We start from the raw sequence: 11,802 nt of genomic DNA on the forward strand, positions 1-11,802 counted from the left end.
CGTGACGTGCCGTCGTTCGGTACCGCTCGGTTCAGTGAGCTGGCGCCCGAGCCGGTCACTTGGGACGCCGTCCTCGCCGCCACCGCCGAGAACGCACCGCACGGGTTCGTCCGGTACTGGAGCTCCGGGGGCCGGCGCGACGGAACGCGGCCGCGGACACCGGCTCCTGCACCACGTACCTCATGGGCAACCACACGATCGCCCATCGTGTGTACACCCGCGCCCCGGCCGTGCTGGTCGCCCCGCAGCGCACGACCATTCACGAGGACGACCAGGGGCCGCCTGGTTCTCGGTCGACCAGCCCAGCACCCGGTTCGCCACCTTCGACAACCCCGAGTTCGCCAACGTCGGCCTGGAGCTCGACGCCAAACTCGCGGACCTGCTGGTGTTCCTGGACATTCCAGTGCCGCCCGCCCCGACCCCCTAATCCCGCGGACAGGCCGGGCAGTTCTCATCGAACCCGGTGACAGAACAGAAAGGGAATACATGCCGATCTATCAGTGTCTCGTCCCGGCCGGCTCGCTCGATGCGGACCGCCGCGCCGAGCTGGCGGAAGCAATCACCACCGTGCACACCGCGGTCACCGGAGCCCCCCGGGGATTCGTCCACGTCGTGTTCACCGAGTACGAGCCGTCGGAGTTCTTCACCGCCGGCAGGCCCAACACTCTGTCGGTGATCAACGGAGCGATCCGGGCCGGCAGGGATCGTACGGCGCGCGCCGAACTCCTGACCCGGCTGTCCGAAGCCTGGACCGCCACCACGGGTCAGCATCCCCGCAGCGTGGTGATCGGGCTCAACGAACTCGATTCAACCTCCGTCATGGAAGCCGGCCTGATCATGCCCGCCCCCGGTGAAGAGGCGGCCTGGGTCAAACGCCACAAGGACGTACTCGGGGAGGTGCTGTCCAGTACATAGCAGCTCACCTGTGGACCCTCAACTACGGTTTTTCGGTCGACGTGTCCGCGTAGTCGACGTGCCCGCGTAAGGGTGGACACCGGTTCACGTGAGTTTCTGGTGGTCCTCCCTGATGCCGAGAGCGGCGGTGTCCTGGAGACTACCGGGAGCTGGCCGGTTTACTCCGCCAGCGCGCCCATCGCGCGATCGAGCAGCACGTCGATGGGAACAGCACCGTCGCAGGCCACCCACCCCGTGGTGGCCGCCTCCAGGCAGGCGATGGCGGCCGCGACCAGCGCACTCGGCCTGGGGTCCTCCGGCAGGTCAGGACGGGTCGCAAGTCGCCTGGCGACCTCCGGTACCAGCAGCTCCTGCCACTGCAGATGCTTCTCGTGCTGCCGGGCCCGTAGTGACGGGGTCTCCTGGAGCATGCGCACATAGCTGAGCGTCTGCTCAAGCGATTCCTCGTGCTGCCGCAGCAGAGCGTCGAACGCCCGGCGCAGCGCCACCCAGGGCCGCTCCTCGTCCGGACGGGCGGCGAGGGCTTCCGCGATGTGTCGGCCACTGTCCTCCAGGCCGACCAGCACCATGTCTTCCTTTGTTCTGAAGTACCGGAACAGACTCGCGCGGGACAGCCCCACCTCGGCGGCGATCTGGTCGACGGTCGTCCGGTCGAAGCCCTGAGTGGAGAAGAGCCGGAGCGCCACCGCGACCACTTCTTCCCGAACCGTTGCCCGCATGCGCTCACGCAGGCCGGGCGGTCTCGCCGGGGACTGGGGGGCGGTGCTCGCGGAGTCGCTCATACGGCGAGAGTACCGCAACGACTCAATCTGATACTCAGTCTCAGCAGACGGGCCGCCCAGGGCACCCCCGCCCCGCGACGTCCAGCCCGGAATCCTCTCGCTATGCCCACCCGTCGGCCTTTTGAAGGCCCCATCGATGCGACGAACTCCCACCGCACCCGCAAACCGCCTGGGCTGCCCTCGGATGACGACCAGGCCACGCCGAAGCGGAGCGTCGCACCCGCTCCGCTTCCAGCCGACTGCGGGACGGGTTGGCGCGGACGGAAGCGACCCTTGGCACAGAGACTCCCCTTGAGACTTAGTCTCATGTGAATGTAGAGTCTCCGATCAAGACGTCATCTCGATCGGAGTGTTCTCATGAGCAAGATCTGGTTCATCACCGGCTCGTCGCGCGGCTTCGGCCGCCAGTTCGCCACGGCTGCCCTGGAGCGCGGCGACAAGGTCGCGGCCACCGCCCGCAACACGGACTCCCTCGCCGACCTGGTGGCAACCCACGGCGAGGCGATCCTCCCCCTGCCCCTGGACGTCACCGACAAGGCCGCCGCCACCGACGCCGTCCAGCGCGCACACGACCACTTCGGCCGCCTGGACGTCATCGTCAACAACGCCGGCTACGGCCTGTTCGGCATGGTCGAGGAACTGACGGAACAGCAGATCCGCGACCAGATGGAGACCAACTTCTTCGGCGCACTGTGGGTGACCCAGGCCGCCCTGCCGCTCCTGCGGGCCCAGGGCAGCGGTCACATCGTGCAGATCTCCACCGTCGGCGGCGTCGTGGCCTTCCCCTACCTCGGCGGCTACAACGCCTCGAAGTGGGCCCTGGAGGGACTGAGCGACGCCCTCGCCCAGGAGGCCGCCGGCTTCGGGATCAACGTCACCCTCGTCGAGCCCGGCGGCTTCTCCACCGACTGGGCCGGCGCCTCCGCCGCCTTCGCCGAACCGCTGCCCGCCTACGACGAGGTACGCGCCGCCGCCCACGCCGGGGCGAGCCGGGTGGGTAAGAGCGACCCGGCCACCTCCGGTGCGGCCCTGCTGAAGATCGTGGACGCCGACAACCCGCCCGTACGCGTCTTCTTCGGCACCGCCCCCCTCCACATAGCCCCGCCGGTCTACGCCGAGCGGCTCAAGACGTGGGACGAGTGGGCCACAGTCTCCGCCGAGGCCGAAGGCACCACCGCCTAGAGCAAGCCGCATCCCCGGCGCGAAGGGCCAGAGGCACGGGGCTGTCCCCGACGCCGGTCACTTCCTGCAGGAACAGCAGCCCGACCTGCTGGTCGAAACCATCCTCAGCCCCGGCTGACCGGCACCCGCCCGCCATGACCCGCACCCGACCGCCCACACGAGTGGGCACTACTCAAGTTCCGCACCTCCGGAAGGCAACTCCCGCCATGCGACTCGTCATGAACGAACCGGTCGAGCAGATGGACCGCCCCTACGGGCGCCGCTGGTGGGCCCTGCTCGTCCTCTGCCTGAGCCTGCTGATCATCCTGATGGCGAACACCGCCCTCACCGTCGCCGCCCCCGACATGACACAGGACCTCGGCCTGTCCAGCGCCGACCTCCAGTGGGTCTTCGACGGCTACACCGTCCCGTACGCGGCGCTGATGCTGCTGCTCGGCGCGATCGGCGACAAGTACAGCCGACGCGGGGCGCTCGTGCTCGGCCTGGTCGTCTTCGGCGGCGGGTCGGTCGCGGGCTCACTGGTCGGCTCGGCCACCGGGGTCATCGCGGCGCGTGCCGTCATGGGCGTGGGCGCCGCGCTGATCATGCCCGCGACGCTGTCCCTGCTCGCAGCGACCTTCCCGCGCAAGGAGCGGACCAGGGCGATCACCCTGTGGACCGCCACCGCCGGCTTCGCGATCGCGGCCGGCCCCCTGGTCGCGGGCGCGCTCCTGGAGAACCACGGCTGGTCCTCGACCTTCCTGATCAACGTCCCCGTGGCCGCAGCGGCCGTTGTCGCCGCCCTCGTCCTCGTCCCGCCCTCCAAGGCGAAGATCCGCGGCCGGATCGACTACGTCGGCGGACTGCTGTCCATCGTCTGGATCGGCACACTCGTCTACATGATCATCGAAGGCCCTCAGTTCGGCTGGGGCGTCAAGGCGATCACGGCGGCCGTCGTCGCCGGCACGGGCCTCGTGGCCTTCATCCTCTGGGAACTGCGCCACCCGCTCCCGCTCCTGGACGTACGCCGCTTCGCCGACCGCCGGTTCGCGGGCTCCAACCTCGCCGTGGCCCTGTTCTTCGTCGCCGTCTTCGGCGCCTTCGTCTACCTCACCCAGCACCTGCAGTTCGTCCTCGGCTACGACGCCCTGGGCACCGGCCTGCGCATGCTGCCGCTGGCCGCAGCGGTCTCCGTGGGCTCGGTGCTGACCGGATACCTCACCCCGCGGGTCGGCATGAAGATCATGGTCACCACGGGCATGGTCGGCGCCACCACCGCGATGGCCCTGCTCACGCGGATCGACGCGGGATCCTCCTACGGCGATCTCGTCGCGCCCCTCATCCTCCTGGGCTTCTCGGTCGGCCTGGCACTGTCGCCCAGCACGGACGCGATCATGGGATCTTTCCCCGAGTCCCAGCTCGGCGTCGGCGGCGCGGTCAACGACACCTCACTGGAGCTGGGCGGCTCACTCGGCATCGCGCTCCTGGGTTCGCTGCTGGGGACGTCGTACTCCTCGCACCTCGCGGACGCCACCTACGGCAGCGGCCTGCCGGCGAGCGCGCTGGAGGCCGCGCAGGGTTCGGTCGGCGCCGGCTACCAGGTCGCCGCAGCCATTGGTGACCAGGCCCAGCAGCTCGCCGCGCAGGCCGCCCAGACCGACAACGCCCAGCTGAAGGCCCAGGCAGGCCAACTCGCCCAGGGGGCACGGCAGATGGCGGACGCGGTCGGATCCTCCTTCGCGGACGGGGTCGCCCACGCCAGCCTGGTCGGCGCGGTGATCCTTGCCGTCGGGACCGTGCTGGTGGCGGCGCTGCTGCCGGGGCGGAAGGGCGCCCAGACGGCGGAAAAGCAGGAAGAGAAGGAGTTGGTGGACAGCGAGGCCCGTTGAGCGCGGCCCCGGCGCGCTGGACGCGCGAGGGGTGTGGGGGAAAGGAGGTCGACCTCCTTTCCCCCACACCCCTCGCAGACGCAGGAGGTCGTGCCCGTGGGCTGAGCGATGCCCTGGCAGCAACTGGCCTTGAGAACCGTTTCAGCGGGGGGCGGTGAGTGCGGTGACCGTCTGCACGACGAGGTCTTCGGAGGTGGCTTCGATGTGGGTGTGCAGGTCGCCGCCTATGTCGAGGGATGCGACTCCGTGTACGAGCGCCCACAGCGAGCCGGCCATCGCGTTGGCGTCCCTGTTCTGAAGCGTCCCGTCGGACCTGGCGGCGTCGACCGCTTCGAGCAGGGTGCCGAAAGCGGCTTCGAAGGCGCGGTCGAGGCCGGGGTGGTCGGCGCCTTTGACCTCGGAGCCGAACATCACGAGGTAGAAGGAGGGGTGTTCGAGCGCCCAGCGCAGGTAGGCGCGGCCCAGCTCTATGAGGCGGTCGCGGCTGTCGTGGCCGTCGGGCGCGGTGCGGAGGGCGTCGTGCAGGCGTTGGAAGCCGAGTTCGGCCACGGTCGCCAGCAGGTCGGCCTTGTCGGTGAAGTGGCGATACGGGGCGGCCGTGCTCACGCCCGCCCGCCGTGCGACCTCGGTCAGGGTGAAGCCCTTGGGTCCCCGCTCGCCGATCAGGTCCAGAGCGGCGTCCGTCAGCGCCCGTCGTAGGTCGCCGTGGTGGTAGGGGGCTGGTTTTCCGGTCCGGGGCCGGTCGGCGGATCGGTCGGCGGGTGTCGAGTCAGCTGACATGTTGACGACCTTAACATCGACGCGTATGTTAAAGGCATCAACATTGCATTACGAGGAATGGAGCGACATGTCGAACTCGGCAGCTAACGCGCAGATCGAGCGGACCCCGGACGAGCGTTTCGAAGGGCTCGCCGACTGGCCGTACGAGCCGCGGTACGTCACGGTCGGCGACGGTCTGCGGATGCACTACGTCGACGAGGGGCCGGCCGACGGCCCGGTCGTCGTCCTCGCCCACGGCGAGCCGACCTGGGGCTACCTGTATCGCAAGATGATCCCCGGTCTGGTGGCAGCGGGCCGGCGGGTCCTGGTCCCGGATCTGATCGGGTTCGGCCGCTCGGACAAGCCGGTCGACCGGGCCGCCTACACCTACGAGTCCCACATCGCCTGGACCGGTGACTGGCTGGACCAGCTCGGTCTCACCGACATCACCCTGTTCGGCCAGGACTGGGGCGGCTACATCTTCAACGTGCACGTTGGACTCACGCCCGACCGGTTCGCGGCCGTGGTCGCCTCCAACACCGGCCTGACCGACCCGGACTTCATGGCCACGCTGACCCCGGAGGCCTTCGCGCAGGGATTCGGCGCGTTCGTGCAGTGGCGCGATCAGTCAGCGTCGCTCGACCTGACCGCCTCCTGGACGGTCGGCAGCCCCGACAGCCCCCTCAACCAGACCGGCTACACCCTGAGCGAGGAGGAGGCCGCCGCGTACGACGCCCCCTTCCCCTCCGAGCGGTACTTCGCCGGGGTGCGCGAGTTCCCCCACCTGGTCACGCTCGAGACCCCGGAGCCGCTGGCCTCGACGCTGCGCAGCGCCTGGGCGGGGCTGGAAGCCTTCGACAAGCCGTTCCTCACGGCCTTCTCCGAGTACGAGCAGATCTCGCGCCCCTTTGAGGGGATCTTCCAGGCCCGCGTCCCCGGCGCGAAGGGGCAGGAGCACGTGACGGTCCCCGACGCCGGGCACTTCGTGCAGGAACGGCAGCCCCACCTGCTGGTGGAAACCATTCTCAGCCTGGGCTGACAGTCCACCCGCACGCCACGCCCCACACCCGGCCGCCCACGCGAGTGGTGTGGGGGGTATAGCGGAGGTCTGCCTCAGACCTACCGCCCCGTGGTGCCTGCCGAAATGCGCTCCGTATTCAGAAAGGTACTTCCGTTGAGCGACAACTCAAGCCCCGCGTTGCGGACCGCGCTGGCCTACTACGAGGCCTGGACGGCGCGCGACCTCGATCGTGCGATGACGTACATCGCCGACAACATCGTCTGCGACGCACCCGGCGGCCTGATCGAGGGTGCTGAGGCCTATCGCGCTTTCATGGAGCCTTTCGCACAGATCCTCATCTCCGCCGAATTGATCGCCGCGTTCGGCGACGACGAGAAGGCAGTCCTCGTCTACGACACCCACACGGTGCCGGTCGAAAACTCGCCCGCTGCCGAGTGCGTGACCGTCACGAACGGGAAAATCGTCGCCAACCACTACATCTTCGACCGGCTGCCATTCGAAGCACCGCAGCGTCCAGGGACATAGGCGCATTGCCGCGAACCCAGTACGCCATCAGACGCACGCTACCGCCCTGGTCGTCCAGGGCGGTAGCGCCTAGCACCTACTAACTTAAGGATTCGCCATGTCGACCTCGGAGGTCCTGGCCTCACTTCCCCTGTATTTCCTGATATTCGGCCGTATCTTCGCCGCTGGCACCCACCTGTTCGCTCCCAAGTGGGCTATGAGACTCATCGGCGTGAACGCCGCCGGCACAGCGGCGATCGGCTACGGGCGGATGTTCGGCATCCGTAACGCGGTCCTGGCCGTAGGGCTGCTGAACCTCGACAGCTTCTCCTCGCCGGCCACGTTCGTCGCCTTGAACGTGCTCATCGACGCGGTCGACGCCGTCTCCTTCTACACCGAGGGCCGGCAGAAGGACATCAGCGCGAAGTCCGCCACGCAGGGTACGGCGATCTCGTTGCTCGCCGTCACCTTCGGCGTCCTCGCGCTCCTCATCACCCCCTCCGTGTGAGTCGCCTCCACCCAGTAGTCAGCCGGTCCGCGGCCTGAGCCTGGCGGCTTTGTGCCGGGCCGGCTCATGCCGGCAGCGGCTGGACATCTTCCGGAAGAGCAGTTCCCTTGAGTGAGAACGAAAGCCCCGCGCTTCGGACCGGATTGGCCCACGACGAGGCGTGGTCCACGCACGACGTCGGCCGTGCGATGACCTACATCGCCGACGGCATCGTCTGCTACGCACCCGCCGGGCGGATCGAAGGTGCCGAGGCGTACCGCGTGTCCATGGAGCCGTTCGCGCAGATCCTCACCTTGGCCGAGTTGATCGCCCCATTCGGCGACGACGAGAACGCGGTCCTCACCTACGACACCCGCACGGGCCGGTGAAAAGTGCGCCCGCAGCCCAGTGCGTGACCGTGGCGAACGGAAAAATCGTTGCCAACCGCTATATCTTCGACCGGCTGCCGTTCGAAGCACCGCGGCCGACAGCAACGTAGGCGCATTGCCGCGAACCCAGTACGCCATCAGCCGCACGCCACCGCCCCTGGTCATCCAGGAAACGGTAGCGCCTGACACCTACGAACTGAGGGACACACCATGGCAGCCTCGGAGCTCACGAACTCGCTTCCGCTGCGAGTGCTGGCCGGCGGTCGCATCTTTGTCGCTGCCACCCACCTGCTGACACCCAGGTTGATCACGCGCGCCTTTGGCATGAAGGCCACCGGCACCCCGGCGATCGCCTACGGGCGCATGTTCGGCATCCGCACCGCGTTCCTGGCCGCAGGGCTGCTGAACCTTGAGAAGTTCAGCGAGCCCAGGACCTTCGTCAAGATCAACGTGCTCATCGATACGGTCGACGCCGTCGCCTTCCTGGCCGCGGGCCAAAGGAAGGACGTCAGTGCGACCTCCGCCGCACTGGGTGTGGGAGTGTCCCTGACCGCTGCAGCCGCCGGGGCCGTCGCGCTGCGCAACGACCTCGGCCGATGAGCCGTCGCACCACCCTTTAGCGCTTCACGGGCTTGGGCGGGGCCGCGAGCGCGAACTCGACGCCACGGCTCACCCACGCTCGCAGCGCGTCGTCGTCCGTGGCGGTTTCCGGCGGCGCCGCCACCATGCCCCGCCCCACACTCGCCTCGTGGGCGCCGTCCGCCAGCGCGCCCTCGCGGCCGTCCGTGCCGACGCGCACCAACAGCTCGTCGCGCATGACCCCGACCGCCATGTGCGTGTTGACCATGAACACCAGGGCACCGAACATCTTCTGCTCGGTGAAGGTGGCGCGCTCCGCGACGGCGTCCCGGACGCGTTCGGCGAGTCCTTCGTCGTAGGCCATGCGAGCAGCGTCCCCCGCGGCCGTCCGCGGCGCAACGCGACGGTTCCCTCCGAAAGGTGGCCGGTCGCTGAGGAGGTGACGACCTCGACGACGCGCGGGACCAGGCGGGACGACGAGTCGGGCATCGTCGCGGGACTGGGGAGAACTCACGGGACGTCGCATCGCCGTACAAGGGCTTCCCGCTGCTCTCGGCGGACGACACGTCCAGTACGGCGAGTTCCTGGGCGACGAGGCTGACGTTCCCGTCGTGTTCGTTGTCCCGGTAGAGGTCAGGCCAGCCTCCGCTATGCCCACCACGCCCAGCCACGTGAGCGGGCCGGGCAGGCGTGGTGGGCCGACGTGCGGGCGGGCTGTCAGCCGAGGCTCAGGATGGCCTTGACCAGCAGGTCGGGCTGCTGTTCCTGCAGGAAGTGACCGGCGTCGGGGACCGTCACGTGGTCCGGCCCCTGCGCGCCGGGGACGCGGGCCTGAAGGACCGGCTCATGGGAGCGCGTGACCTGTTCGTCTTCGGCGAAGGCGGTCAGGAACGGCTTGTCGAAGGTTCCCAGTCCGGCCCAGGCCCGCCGCAGCATCGAGGCGGGCGGGTCCGCTTCGTCGAGCGGGACGAGGCGAGGGAACTGCCGTGCCCCGGCGAAGTGCCGATCCGAGGGGAAGGGGGCATCGTAGGCGGCGGCCTGCTCCTCGGTCAGGACATCGCCGGTCACAGCGAGAGCACTGGCGACCGCCAGCGACGCCGTCAGGTCGGGTGACTCGGACATCTCCCGCCACTGCAGGAACGCACCGAAAGTATCCGCGAACTGCTCCTCCGTCAGCGTGGCCATGTAGTCCGGGTCGGCTAGCCCCGTATTGGCGGCGACCACGGCCGCGAACCGGTCAGGCGTGAGCCCAACGTGCACGTTGAAGATGAACCCGCCCCAGTCCTGGCCGAACAGGGTGATGTCGGTGAGGTTGAGCTGGTCCAGCCAGTCACCGGTCCAGGTCACGTGAGCCTCGTAGGTGTAGGCGGCCCGGTCGACCGGCTTGTCCGAGCGGCCGAACCCGATCAGATCCGGGACCAGGACCCGCCGGCCCGCTGCCACCAGTCCGGGGATCATCTTGCGGTACAGGTAGCCCCAGGTCGGCTCGCCGTGGGCGAGGACGACGACCGGGCCGTCGGCCGGCCCCTCGTCGACGTAGTGCATCCGCAGACCGTCGCCGACGGTGACGTACCGCGGCTCGTAGGGCCAGTCGGCGAGACCTTCGAAACGCTCGTCCGGGGTCCGCTCGATGTGCATGTTGGCTGATGAGAGCGACATGTCGCTCCTCTCTTGGCAACGCTGAGCAATGTTGATGCCTTTAACATACGGACCAATGTTAAGGTCGTCAACATGCCAGCTGACTCTGCATCCGCCGACCGGCCCCGGACCGGAAAACCAGCCCCGTACCACCACGGCGACCTACGACGGGCGCTGACGGACGCCGCTCTGGACCTGATCGGCGAGCGGGGACCCAAGGGCTTCACCCTGACCGAGGTCGCACGGCGGGCGGGCGTGAGCACGGCCGCCCCGTATCGCCACTTCACCGACAAGGCCGACCTGCTGGCGACCGTGGCCGAACTCGGCTTCCAACGCCTGCACGACGCCCTCCGCACCGCGCCCGACGGCCACGACAGCCGCGACCGCCTCATAGAGCTGGGCCGCGCCTACCTGCGCTGGGCGCTCGAACACCCCTCCTTCTACCTCGTGATGTTCGGCTCCGAGGTCAAAGGCGCCGACCACCCCGGCCTCGACCGCGCCTTCGAAGCCGCTTGCGCCGTCCATCTCGAGGCACTCGACGCCGCCCGAGTGCTACAGGAAAGGGACGTCGGCGCGCTGGCCGGCTCACTGTGGGCGCTCGTACACGGAGTCGCATCCCTCGACCTAGGCGGCGACCTGCACGCCCACATCGAAGCCACCTCCGAGGACCTCCTCGTGGAGACGGTCACCGCACTCACCGCCCCCGGCTGAAACCTTTCTCAAGGCCAGTGGGACCGGGTCCATCAGCGCGCCCAGCGCCAGCTATGACGTTCGATCAGGGCCGCGACGCTCTGGCGGTGCAACCCTCGCGGAACCGGCACCCGGAAGCCTCTTGATCCATGGCAAGGCCCAGATCTGGCCCGCCAGCCATGAGCGGCCGCACCCTTGTCCAACCGCAGCTACGTGCCCGCCAACCGCCGGGACCCTGCCGGTTGATGGGGCGGCAGGTCGTCACTCGGGAAGCGGCGCCCCTGCAGCCCGGGACTGCTCCCGGCGCCGGGCTACGCCCACGAGGGCCGCACCGCACCCCAGATGTATTGCGCAAGACATCTCCCAGCCGGTGATTGCCCTGCCGACCATCCGCTACCACGCCACCACCACGTGAGGAACCCCCGTGTTCGAAGAGGTACATCACCGGCCCTGCGGACGTCCCACCAGGTCCGGCACCCCCTGCCGTACGCAGTTCTCCGGCCCGGGCTTCGCCTGCAAACTGCACACCACCGACCACGATAAGGCGCTCGTGGATGCCTACCAGCAGGGCCTTGAGGCAGGCCGGCTGCAAGAAAGCAAGCACCACGCAGAGGCCGCCGAGGTGGAACACGTTGGGCGGCAGATACGGATCCTGCGCAACGAACCCCACGCCGGGAACCGTCGATTCGAGGTCTACGGGGGCCAGGCGGTCACCGTCGACGGCTACGGATACCGCTGGAAGGGCTCCGGCACACTCGAAGTCGGTGACCGCGTCCTCCTGCCCGAAAACTACTTCAGCGCCATGCGCCACGGCCTGGGCCCCTTCCCCGGAACCGTGACCGAACTGGGCACCACCTACACCGGGACCCTCAGCACGATCATCTCCCGAGCCCCCGCCGCCCCACAGTTCACCCTCCCGAGTCCGCGGCCGGCTGGACCTGGCGCCTGATCGTCACCCACCCCCAGCCCCGGCTCGCCCGTCCCCTCG

14 protein-coding genes are annotated in these 11,802 nt (G+C 68.8%); 10 read left to right on the forward strand and 4 right to left on the reverse strand.

The features are described from left to right. The first annotated feature begins 486 nt into the window (after positions 1-486). Positions 487-915 carry a tautomerase family protein gene (locus tag ACQEV8_RS39265; protein ID WP_432970679.1) on the forward strand — a complete coding sequence of 143 codons (429 nt, stop codon included), beginning with the start codon at positions 487-489 and terminating at the stop codon, positions 913-915. Between the two features lie 158 nt (positions 916-1,073). Here ACQEV8_RS39265 and ACQEV8_RS39270 read toward each other — a convergent pair whose 3' ends face one another. Then, a complete protein-coding gene (locus ACQEV8_RS39270; RefSeq protein WP_432970682.1) occupies positions 1,074-1,697 on the reverse strand; it encodes a TetR family transcriptional regulator in 624 nt (207 codons plus the stop codon). A gap of 357 nt (positions 1,698-2,054) precedes the next feature. Here ACQEV8_RS39270 and ACQEV8_RS39275 point away from each other — a divergent pair, with 357 nt between their 5' ends. Both ACQEV8_RS39275 and ACQEV8_RS39280 read left to right on the forward strand, forming a co-directional pair. Further along, positions 2,055-2,879 carry an SDR family oxidoreductase gene (locus tag ACQEV8_RS39275; protein WP_432970685.1) on the forward strand — a complete coding sequence of 275 codons (825 nt, stop codon included), beginning with the start codon at positions 2,055-2,057 and terminating at the stop codon, positions 2,877-2,879. 206 nt (positions 2,880-3,085) lie between these two features. Continuing rightward, on the forward strand, positions 3,086-4,747 hold the full coding sequence (locus tag ACQEV8_RS39280) for an MFS transporter (RefSeq protein WP_432970688.1): 1,662 nt from the start codon (positions 3,086-3,088) through the stop codon (positions 4,745-4,747). A 141-nt stretch (positions 4,748-4,888) separates the two neighbouring features. On the opposite strand, the gene ACQEV8_RS39285 is transcribed toward ACQEV8_RS39280, so the two are convergent. Further along, positions 4,889-5,527, reverse strand: coding sequence for a TetR/AcrR family transcriptional regulator (locus ACQEV8_RS39285; RefSeq protein ID WP_432970691.1), 639 nt, complete (start codon positions 5,525-5,527; stop codon positions 4,889-4,891). A gap of 67 nt (positions 5,528-5,594) precedes the next feature. On the opposite strand from ACQEV8_RS39285, the gene ACQEV8_RS39290 reads away from it, so the two are divergent. The 5 genes from ACQEV8_RS39290 (at position 5,595) to ACQEV8_RS39310 (ending at position 8,507) form a co-directional block, all read left to right on the forward strand. Further along, complete coding sequence (locus ACQEV8_RS39290) at positions 5,595-6,545, forward strand: haloalkane dehalogenase (RefSeq protein WP_432970694.1); 951 nt, start codon at positions 5,595-5,597, stop codon at positions 6,543-6,545. Positions 6,546-6,680: 135 nt separating this feature from the next. After that, positions 6,681-7,052 carry a nuclear transport factor 2 family protein gene (locus ACQEV8_RS39295; RefSeq protein WP_432970697.1) on the forward strand — a complete coding sequence of 124 codons (372 nt, stop codon included), beginning with the start codon at positions 6,681-6,683 and terminating at the stop codon, positions 7,050-7,052. 97 nt (positions 7,053-7,149) lie between these two features. Next, a complete protein-coding gene (locus ACQEV8_RS39300) occupies positions 7,150-7,539 on the forward strand; it encodes a hypothetical protein (RefSeq protein ID WP_432970701.1) in 390 nt (129 codons plus the stop codon). A gap of 107 nt (positions 7,540-7,646) precedes the next feature. Then, entirely contained in the window at positions 7,647-7,907 is a 261-nt protein-coding gene (locus tag ACQEV8_RS39305) for a nuclear transport factor 2 family protein (RefSeq protein ID WP_432970704.1), read from the forward strand. A 210-nt stretch (positions 7,908-8,117) separates the two neighbouring features. Further along, entirely contained in the window at positions 8,118-8,507 is a 390-nt protein-coding gene (locus ACQEV8_RS39310) for a hypothetical protein (protein WP_432970707.1), read from the forward strand. A 16-nt stretch (positions 8,508-8,523) separates the two neighbouring features. Here the strand turns inward: ACQEV8_RS39310 and ACQEV8_RS39315 are convergent, their stop codons facing one another. Next, positions 8,524-8,850 (reverse strand): TfoX/Sxy family protein, encoded by a 327-nt coding sequence (locus ACQEV8_RS39315; protein WP_432970710.1) that lies wholly within the window; start codon positions 8,848-8,850, stop codon positions 8,524-8,526. Between the two features lie 353 nt (positions 8,851-9,203). After that, positions 9,204-10,145 (reverse strand): haloalkane dehalogenase, encoded by a 942-nt coding sequence (locus ACQEV8_RS39320; RefSeq protein ID WP_432970713.1) that lies wholly within the window; start codon positions 10,143-10,145, stop codon positions 9,204-9,206. 72 nt (positions 10,146-10,217) lie between these two features. On the opposite strand from ACQEV8_RS39320, the gene ACQEV8_RS39325 reads away from it, so the two are divergent. Both ACQEV8_RS39325 and ACQEV8_RS39330 read left to right on the forward strand, forming a co-directional pair. After that, positions 10,218-10,835 (forward strand): TetR/AcrR family transcriptional regulator, encoded by a 618-nt coding sequence (locus ACQEV8_RS39325; RefSeq protein ID WP_432970716.1) that lies wholly within the window; start codon positions 10,218-10,220, stop codon positions 10,833-10,835. Between the two features lie 403 nt (positions 10,836-11,238). Then, on the forward strand, positions 11,239-11,763 hold the full coding sequence (locus tag ACQEV8_RS39330; protein ID WP_432970719.1) for a hypothetical protein: 525 nt from the start codon (positions 11,239-11,241) through the stop codon (positions 11,761-11,763). Positions 11,764-11,802 lie beyond the last annotated feature (39 nt).

The organism is Streptomyces sp. CA-179760, from assembly GCF_050937045.1.
In the GTDB taxonomy this organism is placed as follows: domain Bacteria; phylum Actinomycetota; class Actinomycetes; order Streptomycetales; family Streptomycetaceae; genus Streptomyces.